Annotated in this window: 20 protein-coding genes; 19 read left to right on the top strand and 1 reads right to left on the bottom strand. The window is 40.0% G+C overall.

Annotation, left to right across the window (positions count from 1 at the left end):
* Window positions 1-4: 4 nt before the first annotated feature.
* The 12 genes from B4W83_RS05080 to B4W83_RS05025 all read left to right on the top strand — a co-directional run bounded on the left by B4W83_RS05080 (window position 5) and on the right by B4W83_RS05025 (window position 9,967).
* On the top strand, window positions 5-1,522 hold the full coding sequence (locus tag B4W83_RS05080) for a PTS transporter subunit EIIC (protein WP_025172073.1): 1,518 nt from the start codon (window positions 5-7) through the stop codon (window positions 1,520-1,522).
* Between the two features lie 124 nt (window positions 1,523-1,646).
* Window positions 1,647-2,975, top strand: coding sequence for an ABC transporter substrate-binding protein (locus B4W83_RS05075; protein WP_000672126.1), 1,329 nt, complete (start codon window positions 1,647-1,649; stop codon window positions 2,973-2,975).
* A 251-nt stretch (window positions 2,976-3,226) separates the two neighbouring features.
* Window positions 3,227-4,093 (top strand): carbohydrate ABC transporter permease, encoded by an 867-nt coding sequence (locus B4W83_RS05070; RefSeq protein WP_162278974.1) that lies wholly within the window; start codon window positions 3,227-3,229, stop codon window positions 4,091-4,093.
* Window positions 4,094-4,108: 15 nt separating this feature from the next.
* On the top strand, window positions 4,109-4,948 hold the full coding sequence (locus tag B4W83_RS05065; RefSeq protein ID WP_001192006.1) for a carbohydrate ABC transporter permease: 840 nt from the start codon (window positions 4,109-4,111) through the stop codon (window positions 4,946-4,948).
* Window positions 4,949-5,175: 227 nt separating this feature from the next.
* Window positions 5,176-5,628, top strand: coding sequence for a NanQ anomerase/TabA/YiaL family protein (locus B4W83_RS05060; RefSeq protein WP_000575445.1), 453 nt, complete (start codon window positions 5,176-5,178; stop codon window positions 5,626-5,628).
* A gap of 326 nt (window positions 5,629-5,954) precedes the next feature.
* On the top strand, window positions 5,955-6,299 hold the full coding sequence (locus B4W83_RS05055) for a hypothetical protein (RefSeq protein ID WP_025170608.1): 345 nt from the start codon (window positions 5,955-5,957) through the stop codon (window positions 6,297-6,299).
* Between the two features lie 33 nt (window positions 6,300-6,332).
* The gene (locus B4W83_RS13355; protein WP_001810112.1) at window positions 6,333-6,527 is read left to right on the top strand and encodes a hypothetical protein; all 195 of its coding nucleotides are present in this window, start codon (window positions 6,333-6,335) and stop codon (window positions 6,525-6,527) included.
* A gap of 82 nt (window positions 6,528-6,609) precedes the next feature.
* A complete protein-coding gene (locus B4W83_RS05045) occupies window positions 6,610-7,254 on the top strand; it encodes a YesL family protein (RefSeq protein WP_000057480.1) in 645 nt (214 codons plus the stop codon).
* Between the two features lie 169 nt (window positions 7,255-7,423).
* Window positions 7,424-8,341 carry a dihydrodipicolinate synthase family protein gene (locus B4W83_RS05040; protein WP_001281492.1) on the top strand — a complete coding sequence of 306 codons (918 nt, stop codon included), beginning with the start codon at window positions 7,424-7,426 and terminating at the stop codon, window positions 8,339-8,341.
* A 17-nt stretch (window positions 8,342-8,358) separates the two neighbouring features.
* Window positions 8,359-9,243: an ROK family protein gene (locus B4W83_RS05035; protein ID WP_000150275.1), complete on the top strand. Its 885-nt coding sequence runs from the start codon at window positions 8,359-8,361 to the stop codon at window positions 9,241-9,243.
* Window positions 9,244-9,339: 96 nt separating this feature from the next.
* On the top strand, window positions 9,340-9,627 hold the full coding sequence (gene relB, locus B4W83_RS05030) for a type II toxin-antitoxin system RelB/ParD family antitoxin (RefSeq protein WP_000150673.1): 288 nt from the start codon (window positions 9,340-9,342) through the stop codon (window positions 9,625-9,627).
* Window positions 9,617-9,967 (top strand): type II toxin-antitoxin system RelE/ParE family toxin, encoded by a 351-nt coding sequence (locus tag B4W83_RS05025; RefSeq protein WP_000384968.1) that lies wholly within the window; start codon window positions 9,617-9,619, stop codon window positions 9,965-9,967. Before relB ends, B4W83_RS05025 begins: the two co-directional genes overlap by 11 nt.
* A gap of 61 nt (window positions 9,968-10,028) precedes the next feature.
* Here the strand turns inward: B4W83_RS05025 and B4W83_RS05020 are convergent, their stop codons facing one another.
* Complete coding sequence (locus B4W83_RS05020) at window positions 10,029-10,880, bottom strand: MurR/RpiR family transcriptional regulator (RefSeq protein ID WP_000360337.1); 852 nt, start codon at window positions 10,878-10,880, stop codon at window positions 10,029-10,031.
* Window positions 10,881-11,183: 303 nt separating this feature from the next.
* Here B4W83_RS05020 and pbp2b point away from each other — a divergent pair, with 303 nt between their 5' ends.
* From pbp2b to ftsA, 7 genes are all read left to right on the top strand, one after another.
* Entirely contained in the window at window positions 11,184-13,241 is a 2,058-nt protein-coding gene (gene pbp2b / locus B4W83_RS05015; RefSeq protein ID WP_080572898.1) for a penicillin-binding protein 2B, read from the top strand.
* 10 nt (window positions 13,242-13,251) lie between these two features.
* On the top strand, window positions 13,252-13,848 hold the full coding sequence (gene recR / locus B4W83_RS05010; protein WP_000966761.1) for a recombination mediator RecR: 597 nt from the start codon (window positions 13,252-13,254) through the stop codon (window positions 13,846-13,848).
* Between the two features lie 175 nt (window positions 13,849-14,023).
* A complete protein-coding gene (locus B4W83_RS05005; protein ID WP_000814626.1) occupies window positions 14,024-15,067 on the top strand; it encodes a D-alanine--D-alanine ligase in 1,044 nt (347 codons plus the stop codon).
* A gap of 83 nt (window positions 15,068-15,150) precedes the next feature.
* Entirely contained in the window at window positions 15,151-16,524 is a 1,374-nt protein-coding gene (locus tag B4W83_RS05000) for a UDP-N-acetylmuramoyl-tripeptide--D-alanyl-D-alanine ligase (RefSeq protein ID WP_000778737.1), read from the top strand.
* On the top strand, window positions 16,511-17,122 hold the full coding sequence (locus tag B4W83_RS04995) for an NUDIX hydrolase N-terminal domain-containing protein (RefSeq protein ID WP_000804584.1): 612 nt from the start codon (window positions 16,511-16,513) through the stop codon (window positions 17,120-17,122). Before B4W83_RS05000 ends, B4W83_RS04995 begins: the two co-directional genes overlap by 14 nt.
* A 90-nt stretch (window positions 17,123-17,212) precedes the next feature.
* Complete coding sequence (locus tag B4W83_RS04990) at window positions 17,213-17,917, top strand: YwaF family protein (RefSeq protein WP_001055261.1); 705 nt, start codon at window positions 17,213-17,215, stop codon at window positions 17,915-17,917.
* A 218-nt stretch (window positions 17,918-18,135) separates the two neighbouring features.
* Window positions 18,136-19,509, top strand: a complete 1,374-nt coding sequence (gene ftsA, locus B4W83_RS04985) for a cell division protein FtsA (RefSeq protein ID WP_000090407.1) — start codon at window positions 18,136-18,138, stop codon at window positions 19,507-19,509.
* Window positions 19,510-19,514: the final 5 nt, after the last annotated feature.

Here is a 19,514-nt window from a genome sequence, read left to right as displayed (position 1 = left end):
TTTTATATTTAAAGTTTTACAAAAAGTTGGAAAAGCTTTTATGTTACCTATAGCTATACTTCCTGCAGCAGGTCTACTTTTGGGGATTGGTGGTGCACTTTCAAACCCAACCACGATAGCAACTTATCCAATACTAGACAATAGTATTTTTCAATCGATATTCCAAGTAATGAGCTCTGCAGGAGAGGTTGTATTCAGTAACTTGTCACTACTTCTCTGTGTGGGATTATGTATTGGCTTAGCGAAACGAGATAAAGGAACCGCTGCGTTAGCAGGAGTAACTGGTTACTTAGTTATGACTGCAACGATCAAAGCTCTGGTAAAACTTTTTATGGCAGAAGGATCTGCAATTGATACTGGAGTTATTGGAGCATTAGTTGTCGGAATAGTTGCCGTATATTTGCACAACCGATATAGCAATATTCAATTACCTTCCGCTTTAGGATTCTTTGGAGGTTCACGCTTCGTTCCTATTGTTACATCGTTCTCTTCTATCTTAATTGGCTTTGTCTTCTTTGTTATTTGGCCACCTTTCCAACAACTTCTTGTTTCTACAGGTGGATATATTTCTCAGGCAGGTCCAATTGGAACTTTTCTATATGGATTTTTAATGAGACTTTCTGGAGCAGTAGGCTTACATCATATGATTTATCCTATGTTTTGGTATACTGAACTTGGTGGTGTTGAAACTGTTGCAGGACAAACAGTGGTTGGAGCTCAAAAAATATTTTTTGCTCAATTAGCCGATCCGGCTCATTCTGGATTATTTACAGAAGGAACAAGGTTTTTTGCAGGTCGTTTCTCAACAATGATGTTCGGTTTACCGGCTGCCTGTTTAGCGATGTACCATAGTGTTCCTAAGAATCGTCGTAAAAAATACGCGGGTTTGTTTTTTGGAGTTGCTTTAACATCTTTTATTACCGGTATTACAGAACCAATTGAATTTATGTTTCTATTCGTCAGTCCGGTTCTATATGTTGTTCACGCATTCCTTGATGGTGTCAGCTTCTTTATTGCAGACATCTTAAATATTTCAATAGGAAACACATTTTCAGGAGGTGTAATCGATTTCACTTTATTTGGAATTTTGCAGGGGAACGCTAAGACGAATTGGGTTCTTCAGATTCCATTTGGACTTATTTGGAGTGTTTTGTATTATATTATTTTTAGATGGTTCATTACTCAATTCAACGTTCTAACGCTAGGAAGAGGAGAAGAAGTAGATTCTAAAGAAGTTTCTGAATCCGCAGATTCAACTTCAAATACTGCGGATCATTTAAAACAGGATAGCCTACAAATTATCAGAGCCTTGGGTGGATCAAATAATATAGAAGATGTAGATGCTTGTGTGACACGTTTACGTGTAGCTGTAAAAGAAGTTAATCAAGTTGATAAAGCACTTTTAAAACAAATTGGTGCAGTTGATGTCTTAGAAGTGAAGGGTGGCATTCAAGCAATCTATGGAGCAAAAGCAATCTTATATAAAAATAGTATTAATGAAATTTTAGGTGTAGATGATTAAGTACTTACTGACTTAATAAAAAATAGAGGAGAGTGATTGATGAGTAGAATGAAATGAAATCGCATACAAGAAATAAAGAACTCATTATCCAAGTTGGATACGCTTATTACATAGGAGAATACAAATGAAATTTAGAAAGTTAGCTTGTACAGTACTTGCGGGTGCTGCGGTTCTTGGTCTTGCTGCTTGTGGCAATTCTGGCGGAAGTAAAGATGCTGCCAAATCAGGTGGTGACGGTGCCAAAACAGAAATCACTTGGTGGGCATTCCCAGTATTTACCCAAGAAAAAACTGGTGACGGTGTTGGAACTTATGAAAAATCAATCATCGAAGCGTTTGAAAAAGCAAATCCAGATGTAAAAGTGAAATTGGAAACCATCGACTTCAAGTCAGGTCCTGAAAAAATCACAACAGCTATCGAAGCTGGAACAGCTCCAGACGTACTCTTTGATGCACCAGGACGTATCATCCAATACGGTAAAAACGGCAAATTGGCTGAGTTGAACGACCTTTTCACAGATGAATTTGTTAAAGATGTCAACAATGAAAACATCGTACAAGCAAGTAAAGCTGGAGACAAGGCTTATATGTATCCAATTAGTTCTGCCCCATTCTACATGGCAATGAACAAGAAAATGCTAGAAGATGCTGGAGTGGCAAACCTTGTAAAAGAAGGTTGGACAACTGATGATTTTGAAAAAGTATTGAAAGCACTCAAAGACAAGGGTTACACACCAGGTTCATTGTTCAGTTCTGGTCAAGGGGGAGACCAAGGAACACGTGCCTTTATCTCTAACCTTTATAGTGGTTCTGTAACAGATGAAAAAGTTAGCAAATATACAACTGATGATCCTAAATTCGTCAAAGGTCTTGAAAAAGCAACTGGCTGGATTAAAGACAATTTGCTCAATAATGGTTCACAATTTGACGGTGGAGCAGATATCCAAAACTTTGCCAACGGTCAAACATCTTACACAATCCTTTGGGCACCAGCTCAAAATGGTATCCAAGCTAAACTTTTAGAAGCAAGTAAGGTAGAAGTGGTAGAAGTACCATTCCCATCAGACGAAGGTAAGCCAGCTCTTGAATACCTTGTAAACGGATTTGCAGTATTCAACAATAAAGACGACAAGAAAGTCGCTGCATCTAAGAAATTCATCCAATTTATCGCAGATGACAAAGAGTGGGGTCCAAAAGACGTTGTTCGTACAGGTGCCTTCCCAGTCCGTACTTCATTTGGCAAACTTTATGATGACAAACGTATGGAAACAATCAGCAGCTGGACTCAATACTACTCACCATACTACAACACTATTGATGGATTTGCTGAAATGAGAACACTTTGGTTCCCAATGTTGCAATCTGTATCAAATGGTGACGAAAAACCAGCGGACGCTTTGAAAGCCTTCACTGAAAAAGCGAACGAAACAATTAAAAAAGCTATGAAACAATAGTCCTTAGTTATTCTATAAAAAGTAGTTTTTTAAAGAACCTAAGAGTGTATACCCCCTTTTCCCTCTACACAGATAGTGTAAGAAAAGGGGGGCTTTTGTTTAAAATGTAAGAAATTGTCACGAAATTAAAATGAAGTTCTTACATAAGCGAATCATAAAAAATTTCATTTTGATTTTAAAACAGTTCAAGAAAGTCAAAAAATATTCTATTTGAAAGAGAGGTGCCTACTGTGAAAGTCAATAAAATCCGTATGAGGGAAACAGTGATTTCCTATGCTTTCCTAGCACCAGTGTTGTTCTTCTTTATTATCTTTGTTTTAGTACCAATGATTATGGGCTTCATCACAAGTTTCTTTAACTACTCTATGACTAGTTTTGAATTTGTGGGCTTAGATAACTATGTCCGTATGTTTAAAGATCCTGTCTTTACAAAATCTCTGATTAACACAGTTATTTTGGTTGTTGGCTCTGTACCGATTGTTGTTCTCTTTTCGCTCTTTGTAGCGTCACAGACCTACCATCAAAATGCTATTGCCAGATCTTTTTACCGTTTCGTCTTCTTCCTTCCAGTTGTAACAGGTAGTGTTGCCGTAACGGTTGTATGGAAATGGATTTATGATCCGCTATCAGGTATCTTAAACTTTGTTTTGAAATCTAGTCATATCATCACTCAAAATATTTCATGGCTGGGCGACAAGCACTGGGCATTGCTGGCGATTATGATTATCCTCTTGACAACGTCTGTTGGTCAACCGATTATCCTCTACATCGCAGCTATGGGGAATATTGACAATTCATTGGTTGAAGCAGCTCGTGTTGACGGTGCAACTGAATTTCAAGTTTTCTGGAAGATTAAATGGCCAAGCCTTCTTCCAACAACTCTTTATATCGCAATCATCACGACAATCAACTCCTTCCAAGTTTTCGCCTTGATTCAATTGTTGACATCTGGTGGGCCAAACTACTCTACAAGTACCTTAATGTACTACCTGTACGAAAAAGCCTTCCAATTGACAGAATACGGATATGCCAACACCATCGGTGTCTTCTTGGCAGTCATGATTGCGATCGTAAGCTTTGTTCAATTTAAGGCGCTCGGAAACGACGTAGAATACTAAAGAAAGGAGACAGCTATGCAATCTACAGAAAAAAAACCATTAACAGCCTTTACTGTTATTTCAACAATCATTTTGCTCTTGTTGACTGTGCTGTTCATCTTTCCATTCTACTGGATTTTGACAGGGGCATTCAAATCACAACCTGATACCATTATGATTCCGCCACAATGGTTCCCTAAAATGCCAACCATGGAAAACTTCCAACAACTTATGGTGCAGAACCCTGCCTTGCAATGGATGTGGAACTCAGTATTTATCTCATTGGTAACCATGTTCTTAGTTTGTGCAACCTCATCTCTAGCAGGTTATGTATTGGCTAAAAAACGTTTCTATGGTCAACGCATTCTCTTCGCTATCTTCATCGCTGCTATGGCGCTTCCAAAACAAGTTGTCCTTGTACCATTGGTACGTATCGTCAACTTCATGGGAATTCATGACACTCTTTGGGCAGTTATTTTGCCTTTGATTGGATGGCCATTTGGTGTCTTCCTTATGAAACAATTCAGCGAAAATATCCCTACAGAGTTGCTCGAATCAGCTAAGATTGACGGTTGTGGTGAGATTCGTACCTTCTGGAGCGTAGCCTTCCCAATTGTGAAACCAGGATTTGCGGCTCTTGCAATCTTTACCTTCATCAATACTTGGAACGACTACTTCATGCAGTTGGTAATGTTGACTTCACGTAACAATTTGACTATTTCACTTGGGGTTGCGACCATGCAGGCTGAAATGGCAACCAACTATGGTTTGATCATGGCAGGAGCTGCCCTTGCTGCCGTGCCAATTGTAACAGTCTTCCTAGTCTTCCAGAAATCCTTCACACAAGGGATTACTATGGGAGCGGTCAAAGGATAATACTCTGCGAAAATCGAATGCAAACTACGTCAGCGTCACCTTGCCATACTTAAGTATTGCCTGCGGTTAGCTTCCTAGTTTGTTCTTCAATTTTCATTGAGTATAAGAGAATATAGAGGTTATAAGTGTCTACAAAATGTTGGGTATTTGCTTACCTTAGAGATTTTGTCAGACACTTATCAACTTAAGAATGGTTTTAGTTAACTATCAGAAACGAAGGAAAGAGTATGATTTTTGACGATTTGAAAAACATCACCTTTTACAAAGGGATTCATCCCAATTTAGACAAGGCTATCGACTATCTCTACCAACATCGTAAGGATTCTTTCGAACTAGGTAAGTATGAGATTGACGGAGATAAAGTCTTTCTAGTTGTTCAAGAAAATGTCCTAAATAAAGCTGAAAACGACCAGTTTGAACATCACAAGAACTATGCAGACTTGCATTTGTTGGTAGAAGGGCATGAATATTCGAGCTACGGTTCACGTATCAAAGACGAGGCAGTAGCATTCGACGAAGCGACTGACATTGGCTTTGTTCATTGTCATGAACACTCCCCACTCTTATTGGGTTATCACAATTTTGCGATTTTCTTCCCAGGTGAGCCACATCAGCCAACTGGCTATGCAGGCATGGAAGAAAAGGTTCGAAAATATCTCTTTAAAATTTTGATTGATTAAAAATAGGATGAATTGTTTTTTTGTAAAGCTTTGATAATACTCTACCATGAAATTGATCTTTGTGAGGTAGAGAAATGAGAATAAAATATTTAAAAATTGGTATCTTCTTGTCAGTCTGTTTATTGCTAATGAGTAATATTTTACCTTCAATTGTGTATGCGAATGAAGTCTCGCATATCCAAACTATACAGTCAGAAATGGATCGAATAGATGCAAAATTATCTCAAAATTACTTGCTAACTGAACAAGAAATTAAGGATTTGGTGGAAGATAGCAAAGGAGTCTATCCAGACATATCAGATGAACGTAAAATTGAATTGCTAGAAATGGTATCTTCTAAGTATGCTGCAAGAGCTAGTTTCTTAGATGGAAAGGGAATTACAGTTAATGAGATGGCTTGGATAATTAAGGGCATTGTGACTGGATTGATTGGTAAATACATAAAATTAGGTACTTATGCGGCTAAGTATGGTATTAGTATGGCGCGCTCGATCTTAAGTAGGGCAGCTGCAACTGCAGCAGCAAGAGTAGGATTATTGACCAAGATTTCTGGATGGATTTTACAAATAGCTGTGAATGTAGCTGATGTATATGGTAATTTTGCCTACAATATTGCTGCAGCTTGGGATGCACATGATAAAATCCCTAACAATGGTCGTATAAACTTTTAAAATGCGAGAATGAAAGCACTTTGTATTTTTTTATTGAAAGCACTTTGTATTTTTTTATTGAATATGTTAGCTTGGACAGTGCTTGCAATGATAATCCGTGGAGGGCTAGATGGATTTAATGAGCATACTTGGAGTACTATTTTAATTGCTTCGCTGTCCGGGATATATATAGATTATATGTCCATAGATAAAAGTAGAAAAAAGTCCAAAAGAAAAAAGAAAAAATAGATTTGTTCATGGTAGGGACTTATGAAAGCTTTACTGACAAAAAAGAAAACAGTTTACAAAGAAAAATGATGGAGGAGCAAACATGGCACAAAAAGGAGTAAGCCTTATCAAGGCAGCATTTGATACAGATAACTTTCTCATGCGTTTTAGTGAGAAAGTCTTGGACATCGTGACAGCCAATCTTCTTTTTGTCGTCTCTTGTTTGCCCATCGTGACGATTGGAGTGGCTAAAATCAGCCTCTACGAGACCATGTTTGAGATTAAGAAGAGCAGACGGGTGCCTGTTTTTAAAATCTATCTAAGATCTTTCAAGCAAAATCTGAAACTAGGTCTTCAGCTGGGTTTAATGGAGTTAGGAATTGTGTTTCTTACCCTTTCAGATCTCTATCTTTTCTGGAGTCAAACAGCTCTGCCCTTCCAATTGCTGAAAGCCATTTGTTTAGGTATTCTGATGTTTCTTACTATCGTGATGCTGGCTAGTTACCCTATCGCGGCACGTTATGACCTATCTTGGAAAGAAATTCTTCAAAAAGGATTGATGTTGGCTAGTTTTAACTTTCCTTGGTTCTTCCTCATGTTAGCCATTCTTGTCCTCATTGTGATGGTTCTTTATCTGTCCGCCTTCAGTCTACTCTTAGGTGGCTCAGTCTTCCTACTTTTTGGGTTTGGACTATTGGTCTTTATCCAGACTGGATTGATGGAGAAAATTTTCGCAAAATATCAATAGGAGTCTTATTTCTGAAACTACTTTCAAAGGCTTCAAACGCTATTCTATAAGCTAGAAACTAAAATCTAAGTGTCTATAAGATATTGAAAGCCTTTTCGGTAAAGTGTATACTAAAGAAGTAAAGAAAGAATCTGCTTTAGCAGAAAATAAAAATAATAGGAGAAAATCTATGTCAGATTTGAAAAAATACGAAGGTGTCATTCCAGCCTTCTACGCATGTTATGATGATCAAGGAGAAGTAAGCCCAGAGCGTACACGTGCCTTGGTTCAATACTTCATTGATAAAGGTGTTCAAGGTCTTTATGTCAATGGTTCTTCTGGTGAATGTATCTACCAAAGTGTAGAAGACCGCAAGTTGATTTTGGAAGAAGTCATGGCAGTTGCTAAAGGTAAATTAACTATTATTGCCCATGTTGCTTGCAACAATACCAAAGATAGTATGGAACTTGCTCGCCACGCTGAAAGTTTGGGAGTAGATGCTATTGCAACGATTCCGCCGATTTATTTTCGTTTGCCAGAATACTCAGTTGCCAAATACTGGAACGATATTAGTTCTGCAGCTCCAAACACAGACTATGTGATCTACAACATTCCTCAATTGGCAGGTGTTGCTTTGACTCCAAGTCTTTATACCGAAATGTTGAAGAATCCTCGTGTTATCGGTGTGAAGAACTCTTCTATGCCAGTTCAAGATATCCAAACTTTTGTTAGCCTTGGTGGGGAAGACCATATCGTCTTTAACGGTCCAGATGAACAGTTCCTAGGTGGTCGCCTCATGGGTGCCAAAGCTGGTATCGGTGGTACTTATGGTGCTATGCCAGAACTCTTCTTGAAACTCAATCAGTTGATTGCGGATAAAGATTTAGAAACAGCGCGTGAGTTACAGTATGCTATCAACGCTATCATTGGTAAATTGACTGCTGCACATGGAAATATGTACGGTGTCATTAAAGAAGTCTTGAAGATCAATGAAGGATTGAATATTGGTTCTGTTCGTTCACCATTGACACCAGTGATTGAAGACGATCGTCCAGTTGTAGAAGCAGCTGCAGCCTTGATTCGTGAAACAAAGGAGCGCTTCCTCTAATCCATAAGGAGGTATTTATGACACACTACGTTGCAATTGATATAGGTGGAACCAACATCAAGTATGGTTTGGTTGATCAAGAGGGGCAACTTCTTGAATCGCATGAAATGCCAACTGAAGCGTATAAGGGTGGACCTCATATCTTACAAAAAATCAAAGATATTGTAGCCAGCTATTTAGAAAAAGGCCCAGTAGCAGGTGTTGCCATTTCTTCTGCAGGAATGGTGGATCCTGATAAGGGGGAAATTTTCTACGCTGGACCTCAGATTCCAAATTATGCAGGAACCCAGTTCAAGAAGGAAATCGAAGAAAGCTTTGCTATTCCTTGTGAGATTGAAAATGATGTCAACTGTGCAGGTCTGGCTGAGGCAGTATCTGGTTCAGGTAAGGGAGCAAGTGTCACCCTTTGCTTGACCATTGGAACAGGTATCGGTGGTTGCTTGATTATGGATGGGAAAGTCTTCCATGGTTTTAGCAATTCGGCCTGTGAAGTCGGGTATATGCATATGCAAGATGGAGCTTTTCAGGATCTCGCTTCTACCACAGCCTTGGTGGAGTATGTAGCAACATCTCATGGAGAAGATGTTGATCAGTGGAATGGCCGACGCATTTTCAAGGAAGCCACTGAAGGCAATAAACTCTGCATGGAAGGTATTGACCGCATGGTAGACTATCTAGGAAAAGGTCTGGCAAATATTTGCTACGTTGCCAATCCAGAAGTGGTTATTCTTGGTGGTGGTATCATGGGGCAAGAGGCTATCCTCAAACCTAAGATCCGCACAGCCTTGAAAGAGGCTTTGGTACCAAGTTTAGCAGAAAAAACACGATTAGAATTTGCCCATCACCAGAATACAGCAGGTATGCTTGGTGCATATTATCATTTTAAGACAAAACAATCCTAGTTTGGCTCAGCCAAACTAGGATTTTCTAATCAAATTCCCTTGACTTTCTTTATAATTGTGAGATAATAAATAAAATATATAAAGGAATTATATAAAATGACTATAGCGAATTCAAGTAAGATTGTGACCTTCCAAGCTAATAGAGAATTAGTAAATGATGCCATGGAAGTGTTAAAAGAAAAAAATCTCTCTCTTTCATCAGCACTCAGATTATTTTTAAAGAATGTTGCCGTAACAAATGAAGTAGATTTACTGAGTGAAGAGGAATTAGAGAAGGAGTATTTGTTTAGACAATTACAAGCAGAAGTTCAAGAAAGTTATGCCAAGATTGAGGCTGGAAATTACTTGACAGATGAGGATGTCGTGACACGCTATGGATTATAAAAGATATAGGATTTTGTATTCTCCTAGAGTGATTGATAGTCTGGATAAAATATATCAGTATATAGCGGAGGAAATCGGTTCTGTAGAGGCTGCGAGACGAAAAGTAGCCAATATTAGAAAAGATATTAATCGGCTAGAAATTTTCCCCCAAGCTGGATTTGATGCTGATGAAAAATTTGGTAAGAAATTAGACCCTCGCTACCAAACGCGAGGATTGACCTTGAGTAAGGATTACATTGTATTGTATACAATTGTTGAGGATACCGTCAGACTTGCTTATTTACTCCCTTCAAAAAGTGATTACATGAAATTATTCAAGACTAAGTCAAGATATGACTAATTCATAATCTTGAAGAGGTATGTTTGGTGATGAATAAAAATCCTAGTTTGGCTAAGCCAAACTAGGATTTTCTGACACGTTTTTGTCTACGATAGCCGTTGAGTTTCTTATTTTCCCAGTAGCTATTAAAGATTTTTTCCTTGCTTTCGCGATTGATTTCCAAAAAGTAGGCATAAATCAAATCGATAAAGAAGAGCATAGGAAGTTGAGCGGATATTCGTTGGATATAGGAAGGCTGGCTGTGGGTGGCTACAAGAACAGTCTCTGTGTAGGCCTGGCTATCTTTATTGGGAACACTTGAAAAGAGTACAGTCTTTGCCCCCATCTCCTTGGCATCTAATAGACTATCTAAAATAGAAGGTGTTGTACCAGAAAGTGAGAAGCCCAGTACGAGACAATTTTCCTCCATAATGCTGGTTGTCCATGCAAAGCCATCTTGATCGGTCAAGGCTTCGCAGACCACACCCAGACGCATGAACCGCAATTTCATTTCACGGGCGACGAGGCCAGAACTCCCTGTTCCGAAGAAGTAGACACGCTCAGCATCTTCGATTAGCTGGGCAATTCGTTCTAGTTGGATTTCGTCAATCAAGTCTTGTGTTTGTTCCCTCATATTGCTATAACTTCTGAGGACTCGTTTGGTCAGTGGACTGTGCTTGGAGACTTGGTTGGCTTGATTTTCTGCCTGATGTTGGTATTGGAAAATAAATTCTCGGTAGCCAGTAAAGCCACACTTTTTAGCAAAGCGGGTCAAAGCAGCTTGAGAAATATGTAATTTTTGGGTGACTTGTTGAGAAGATAAATCATCTGTAATCGTTTCAGCTTGCAAAAAATAGCGAGCGATTTCTTGCTCTAGGTCTGTCATTTCTTCAAAATGTGAATCAATGATAGTTGCGATATCTGGTTTGTCCATAGGGAAAGCTCCTTTACATGAGTCATACTGGAAGACTAGATCAGGGAATAGTCACACTTCATTATAACACATAATATAAGGATAGATAAATAAAAACGCATCTCTGTTTTAAAAACGAAAAAGTCGAAAAAGCTTCTTACTTTTCCATAATTTTCTACTCAAATTGTGGTACAATTAAGAGTAAGATTTTAATTATACTCTTCGAAAATCTCTTCAAACTACGTCATCGTTGCCTTGCCGTACTCAAGTACAGCCTGCAGCTAGCTTCCTAGTTTGCTCTTTGATTTTCATTGAGTATTAGAAATGAGACTGATTTGTATGAGAAAATTTAACAGCCATTCGATTCCGATTCGGCTTAATTTATTGTTTTCAATCATCATTTTACTCTTTATGACCATTATTGGTCGTTTGTTGTATATGCAGGTTTTAAACAAGGATTTTTACGAAAAAAAGCTAGCATCAGCTAGTCAGACCAAGGTCACAAGCAGTTCTGCCCGTGGGGAAATTTATGATGCTAGTGGGAAACCTTTGGTAGAAAATACGCTAAAGAAGGTTGTTTCCTTTACGCGTAGCAATAAAATGACGGCTACAGACTTAAAAGAAACAGCTAAAAAGTTACTGACTTATGTGAGCATCAGCTCTCTAAATTTGACAGAACGCCAGCTGGCGGATTACTATTTGGCTGATCCTGAAATCTATAAACAGACAGTGGAGGCTCTCCCAAGCGAGAAACGCTTGGATTCAGATGGCAATCGCCTATCCGAATCAGAACTGTATAACAATGCGGTCGATAGTGTCCAAACGAGTCAACTAAACTATACAGAGGATGAAAAGAAAGAAATCTATCTTTTTAGTCAGTTAAATGCTGTTGGAAACTTTTCGACAGGTACCATTGCGACAGATCCTTTAAATGATTCTCAGGTGGCTGTTATTGCCTCTATTTCAAAGGAGATGCCTGGCATTAGTATTTCTACTTCTTGGGATCGAAAGGTTTTGGAAACTTCTCTTTCTTCTATAGTAGGGAGTGTATCCAGTGAAAAAGCTGGTCTCCCAGCGGAAGAAGCAGAAGCCTATCTTAAAAAAGGCTATTCTCTAAATGATCGTGTAGGAACCTCCTATTTGGAAAAGCAATATGAAGAGACCTTGCAAGGAAAACGCTCGGTAAAAGAAATCCATCTGGATAAATATGGTAATATGGAAAGCGTGGATACAATTGAGGAAGGTAGTAAGGGAAACAATATCAAGCTGACCATTGATTTGGCCTTCCAAGATAGCGTGGATGCTCTGCTGAAAAGTTATTTCAATTCCGAGCTAGGAAATGGAGGAGCCAAGTATTCTGAAGGTGTCTATGCAGTCGCCCTTAACCCCAAAACAGGTGCTGTTTTGTCTATGTCAGGACTCAAACATGACCTGAAAACGGGAGAGTTGACGCCTGATTCCTTGGGAACGGTAACCAATGTCTTTGTCCCAGGTTCGGTTGTCAAGGCGGCGACCATCAGCTCTGGCTGGGAAAATGGAGTCTTGTCAGGAAACCAGACCTTGACAGACCAGTCCATTGTCTTCCAAGGTTCAGCTTCCATCAATTCTTGGTATACTCAGGCTTACGGTTCATTCCCTATCACAGCAGTCCAAGCTCTGGAGTATTCATCCAATACTTATATGGTCCAAACAGCCTTAGGTCTTATGGGGCAAACCTACCAACCCAATATGTTTGTCGGCACCAGCAAGCTAGAGTCAGCTATGGGGAAATTGCGTTCAACCTTTGGTGAATATGGCTTGGGCTCTGCGACTGGGATTGACCTACCAGATGAATCTACTGGATTTGTTCCCAAAGAGTATAGCTTTGCTAATTACATTACTAATGCCTTTGGGCAGTTTGATAACTATACGCCCATGCAGTTGGCTCAGTATGTAGCAACTATTGCAAATGATGGTGTTCGTGTGGCTCCTCGTATTGTTGAAGGCATTTATGGTAATAATGATAAGGGAGGACTGGGTGACCTGATTCAGCAACTGCAACCGACAGAGATGAATAAGGTCAATATATCCGACTCCGATATGAGCATCTTGCACCAAGGTTTTTATCAGGTTGCTCATGGGACTAGCGGATTGACAACTGGACGTGCCTTTTCAAACGGTGCCTTGGTATCCATTAGCGGAAAAACGGGTACAGCCGAAAGCTATGTGGCAGATGGTCAGCAAGCAACCAATACTAATGCGGTGGCCTATGCCCCGTCTGATAATCCCCAAATCGCTGTTGCAGTGGTCTTTCCTCATAATACCAATTTAACAAATGGTGTAGGACCTTCCATTGCGCGTGATATTATCAATTTGTATCAAAAATACCATCCAATGAACTAGAAAGGAAATTATGCTTTATCCAACACCCATTGCCAAGCTGATTGACAGCTATTCTAAGTTACCAGGTATCGGGATTAAGACGGCTACGCGTTTGGCCTTTTATACGATTGGGATGTCTGATGACGATGTCAATGAATTTGCAAAAAATCTCCTTTCTGCTAAGAGAGAATTGACCTACTGTTCCGTTTGTGGACGTTTGACAGACGACGACCCTTGCTCTATCTGTACCGATCCGACTCGTGACCAGACAACGATTTTGGTGCTAGAGGATAGTCGTGATGTGGCAGCTATGGAAAATATCCAAGAATACCACGGGCTCTATCATGTCTTGCATGGCCTCATTTCCCCTATGAATGGTATCAGTCCAGATGATATCAATCTCAAGGGGCTCATGACTCGTCTGATGGATAGTGAGGTTTCAGAAGTAATCGTAGCAACCAATGCCACAGCAGATGGGGAAGCAACTTCCATGTATCTTTCCCGCTTACTCAAGCCAGCTGGGATCAAGGTTACGCGCTTGGCACGAGGTCTTGCTGTGGGAGCAGATATCGAGTATGCGGACGAAGTCACACTCTTACGGGCTATTGAAAATCGAACAGAGTTGTAAGTGTAGACAAATTTACGAACTCCATTCATTTATAAAAAATCAAGGAGGCTGAAAATCGTTCCTATCGGCCTCTTTTTGTATAGTGTGATGAGTAGGATCAGGTTCAAGTTTTAAAAAACCAAGCAAATATGATATACTAAAGAGCGAGTATTCTAGTAGAATTAGGACAAATAATATGAAACAAACGATTATTCTTTTATATGGTGGAAGGAGTGCGGAACGTGAAGTCTCTGTCCTTTCAGCTGAGAGTATCATGCGTGCGGTTAACTACGACCGTTTCACAGTCAAGACTTTCTTTATCAGTCAGTCAGGTGACTTTATCAAAACGCAGGAATTTAGTCAGACTCCAGGTCAAGAGGACCGTCTCATGACCAATGAAACCATTGATTGGGATAAGAAAGTTGCACCAAGTGCTATCTATGAAGAAGGGGCAGTGGTCTTTCCAGTTCTTCATGGTCCGATGGGAGAAGATGGCTCTGTTCAAGGATTCCTTGAAGTTTTGAAATTGCCTTATGTCGGTTGCAATATCTTGTCATCCAGTCTTGCCATGGATAAAATCACGACTAAGCGTGTGTTAGAATCTGCTGGCATTGCACAAGTTCCCTATGTGGCTATCGTTGAAGGGGATGATGTGACTGCTAAAATCGCTGAAGTGGAAGAAAAATTGACTTATCCAGTCTTCACTAAGCCGTCAAACATGGGTTCTAGTGTCGGTATTTCTAAGTCTGAAAATCAAGAAGAACTTCGTCAAGCTTTGGAACTTGCCTTTCAATATGACAGCCGTGTCTTGGTAGAGCAAGGGGTCAATGCCCGTGAAATCGAGGTTGGTCTCTTGGGAAACTACGATGTCAAAAGCACGCTACCAGGAGAAGTAGTCAAGGATGTTGCCTTTTATGACTACGATGCCAAGTATATTGATAACAAGATTACCATGGACATCCCAGCCAAAATCAGTGATGATGTGGTAGCTGTCATGCGTCAAAATGCAGAGACGGCCTTCCGTGCCATTGGAGGCCTCGGTCTCTCTCGTTGCGATTTCTTCTATACAGATAAGGGAGAGATTTTCCTAAACGAGCTCAATACCATGCCAGGTTTCACCCAGTGGTCAATGTATCCACTACTTTGGGACAATATGGGAATCAGCTACGCAGAACTAATCGAGCGTTTGGTTGACCTTGCCAAGGAAAGCTTTAACAAGCGCGAAGCGCATTTGCTATAAAATGAAAGAGAGGGTAGAAGCCAGAACCATCACTGCCAGGTGACTAGAGTTCTCGGGCTTCGACCCTTTTTAAAGGAGTAGAAATGAAATTAACAATCCATGAAGTTGCCCAAGCTGTTGGAGCTAAAAATGATGTTAGTCTTTTTGCGAACGCCCAGTTAGAAAAGGCTGAGTTTGACAGTCGATTGATTGGGACTGGAGATTTATTTGTGCCACTCAAAGGTGCGCGTGATGGTCATGACTTTATCGAAACAGCCTTTGAAAATGGTGCGGTAGCAACCCTGTCTGAGAAAGAAATCGCAAATCATCCCTACATTCTAGTAGACGACGTGTTGACTGCATTTCAAAAACTAGCTGCCTACTATCTTGAAAAAACGACTGTTGATGTCTTTGCTATTACGGGTTCAAATGGTAAGACAACGACCAAGGATATGTTGGCACATTTGCTGTCAACAATCTACAAAACCTACAAAACTCAAGGAAACTACAATAACGAGATTGGTCTTCCTTACACAGTTCTCCATATGCCTGAAGGAACAGAAAAGTTGGTTTTGGAGATGGGACAGGATCACTTGGGAGATATTCATCTCTTGTCTGAATTGGCTCATCCAAAGATAGCCATCGTGACCTTGGTTGGAGAAGCCCATTTGGCCTTTTTCAAAGACCGTTCGGAGATTGCCCAAGGAAAAATGCAAATTGCAGATGGCATGGCTTCGAATTCCTTGCTTTTGGCCCCAGCCGACTCCATTGTAGAGGCCTACTTGCCAACTGATAAAAAGGTGGTTCGTTTTGGGCAAGGAGCAGAGTTGGAAATCACAGACTTGGTTGAGCGTAAGGACAGTCTGACCTTTAAAGCTAATTTCTTGGAACAAGCCCTTGATTTGCCAGTGACTGGTAAGTACAATGCCACTAATGCTATGATTGCTGCTTATGTGGCCCTACAAGAAGGAGTTTCAGAAGAACAAATTTGTCAGGCCTTCCAAAATCTTGAATTGACGCGTAACCGTACCGAGTGGAAGAAAGCAGCCAATGGAGCAGACATCTTGTCAGATGTTTACAATGCCAATCCAACTGCTATGAAGCTGATTTTAGAGACCTTCTCTGCCATTCCAGCCAATGAAGGGGGCAAGAAAATTGCGGTTTTAGCGGACATGAAGGAACTGGGTAACCAGTCAGTTCAACTCCATAATCAGATGATTTTGAGCCTTTCTCCAGATGTGCTGGATACCGTGATTTTCTACGGAGAAGACATTGCTGAATTGGCCCAACTTGCCAGTCAAATGTTCCCAATTGGCCACGTTTACTATTTCAAGAAAACAGAAGACCAAGACCAATTTGAAGACCTAGTCAAGCAGGTCAAGGAAAGCCTCAGTGCCAATGATCAAATCTTGCTCAAGGGCTCTAACTCTATGAACCTAGCCATGTTGGTAGAAAGTTTAGAAAATGAAACCAAGTGATTTTGTTAAGTATCTGCAAAGAATGATTGCCCTTACAGATACTGGCTTAACCTTTACAAAAGATCCTTTTGACTGTGAGCGCTACGAAGACTTGCGAAGTCTGTTATCTGAAATGTTGAATCAGGTATCAGACCTTGATGCAGACGAAGTGGCAGAACTCTTGAAACCGACCTCCGCTTATGCGACTCCCTTAATGGACGTCCGTGCTTGGATTGTTGAGGATGAGAAGATTTGTCTGGTTAGGGGACAAGGAGAGGATAGTTGGGCTTTGCCAGGTGGCTTTGGTGAAGTCGGCTATTCTCCAACTGAAAATATTCTCAAGGAAATTGAAGAAGAAACCGGTTTTAAAGCCAAAGTTGAAAGACTGCTAGCTGTTTTTGATACCAATCGTTTCCAACTACAGAGCAAACAATATGCAAAGTTTGTTTTTGAATGTAAGCTTCTCGATGGACAATTCCAAGAAAATCAAGAAATCGCTGACCTTCAATTTTTTGCAATTGACCAACTGCCGAATTTATCTGAAAAACGCATTACCAAGGAGCAAATCGAGATTCTTTGGCAGGTTTATCAAGGTCAGAGGGAGCAATATCTTGACTAAGAAGATGATTATCGTATTTCTAAATCCATTTTTGACAAATAGCATGGTATAATAATATGCAGGAAAATTTTGAATTATGAGGAAGACTAGATGAATTTATGGGATATTTTTTTTACAACTCAGCCAACAGAACCACCTAAATTTGACCTTTTTTGGTATGTTAGCCTATTTACGCTCTTAGCCTTGACCTTTTATACAGCCTATCGCTATCGTGAAAAGAAGGTTTACCAACGATTTTTCCAGATTTTACAGGCCGTTCAGTTGATCCTTCTTTATGGTTGGTACTGGGTCAATCATATGCCATTGTCAGAAAGCCTACCCTTTTACCATTGCCGTATGGCTATGTTTGTGGTACTCTTGCTTCCTGGTCAGTCCAAATATAAACAATACTTTGCATTATTGGGAACATTTGGGACATTAGCAGCCTTTGTTTATCCAGTGCCAGATGCTTACCCTTTTCCACATATCACCATTTTATCCTTTATCTTTGGTCATTTAGCACTCTTGGGGAACTCTCTAGTTTATCTATTGAGACAGTATAGTGCGAAATTGCTGGATGTGAAGGGAATTTTTCTCATGACCTTTGCCCTAAATGCCTTGATTTTTGTGGTCAATTTGGTAACAGGTGGGGATTACGGATTCTTGACAAAACCGCCATTGGTTGGGGATCATGGTCTAGTAGCTAATTATTTACTTGTTTCAATTGTGCTGGTAGCTACTATCAGTTTGACTAAGAAAATCTTAGAATTCTTTTTAGCTCAAGAAGCAGAAAAAATGATTGCAAAGAAAGCTTAACACAGAGCTTTCTTTTTTTGTCTTAGAGAGTTTTTACAAGCAGCTTATAAAATAAGAATTTCTGAACATAGAAACTCAAAAATTGGCTGGGAAATTTAGGAAAAAAGCAAGCATGATTAAATTTTTTGTGTTATAATATTCTGTGAATAGCTATGCCTAAGTTTAGCTATGGAATAATACGAAGTGCGAAACTTGGAAGATAGAGAGGATGCGATGTAATGGCTAGAGAAGGCTTTTTTACAGGTCTAGATATTGGAACAAGCTCTGTCAAGGTGCTTGTAGCCGAGCAGAGAAATGGTGAATTAAATGTAATTGGCGTGAGTAATGCCAAAAGTAAAGGTGTAAAGGATGGAATTATTGTTGATATTGATGCAGCAGCAACTGCTATCAAGTCAGCCATTTCCCAAGCAGAAGAAAAGTCAGGCATTTCGATTAAATCAGTGAATGTCGGCTTGCCTGGTAATCTTTTGCAGGTAGAACCAACTCAAGGGATGATTCCAGTAACATCTGATACCAAGGAAATTACGGATCAAGATGTTGAAAATGTTGTCAAATCAGCTTTGACAAAGAGTATGACACCTGACCGTGAAGTCATTACCTTTATTCCTGAAGAATTTATTGTGGATGGTTTCCAAGGGATTCGTGACCCACGTGGCATGATGGGGGTTCGTCTTGAAATGCGTGGTTTGCTTTATACAGGTCCTCGCACTATTTTACATAACCTACGTAAGACAGTAGAACGTGTCGGACTACAGGTTGAAAATGTTATTATTTCACCACTAGCAATGGTTCAATCAGTTTTGAACGAAGGTGAACGTGAATTTGGTGCTACAGTGATTGATATGGGAGCAGGTCAAACGACTGTCGCTACAATCCGTAACCAAGAACTTCAGTTCACACATATTCTCCAAGAAGGTGGAGATTATGTAACTAAAGATATCTCCAAGGTTTTGAAAACCTCTCGCAAATTAGCAGAAGGCTTGAAACTGAATTACGGGGAAGCCTATCCGCCTCTTGCAAGCAAAGAAACCTTCCAAGTAGAAGTTATTGGAGAAGTAGAAGCAGTCGAAGTGACGGAAGCCTACTTGTCAGAAATTATTTCTGCACGAATCAAGCACATCCTTGAGCAAATCAAGCAAGAATTAGATAGAAGACGTCTATTGGAGCTCCCTGGTGGTATTGTCTTAATCGGTGGGAATGCCATTTTACCAGGTATGGTTGAACTTGCTCAGGAAGTCTTTGACGTCCGTGTCAAGCTTTATGTTCCAAATCAAGTTGGTATCCGTAATCCAGCCTTTGCGCATGTGATTAGTTTATCAGAATTTGCTGGACAATTAACAGAAGTTAATCTTTTGGCTCAGAGAGCTATAAAAGGTGAGAATGACTTAAGTCATCAGCCAATTAGCTTTGGTGGGATGCTGCAAAAGACAGCTCAGTTTGTACAATCAACGCCTATTCAACCAGCTCCTGCTCCAGAAGTAGAGCCGGTGGCGCCTACAGAACCAATGGCGGATTTCCAACAAGCTTCACAAAATAAACCGAAATTAGCAGATCGTTTCCGTGGCTTGATCGGAAGCATGTTTGACGAATAAAGAGG

The organism is Streptococcus pseudopneumoniae ATCC BAA-960 = CCUG 49455 (genome assembly GCF_002087075.1).
GTDB classification, from domain to species: domain Bacteria; phylum Bacillota; class Bacilli; order Lactobacillales; family Streptococcaceae; genus Streptococcus; species Streptococcus pseudopneumoniae.
This window is presented reverse-complemented; position numbering and strand designations above follow the sequence as displayed.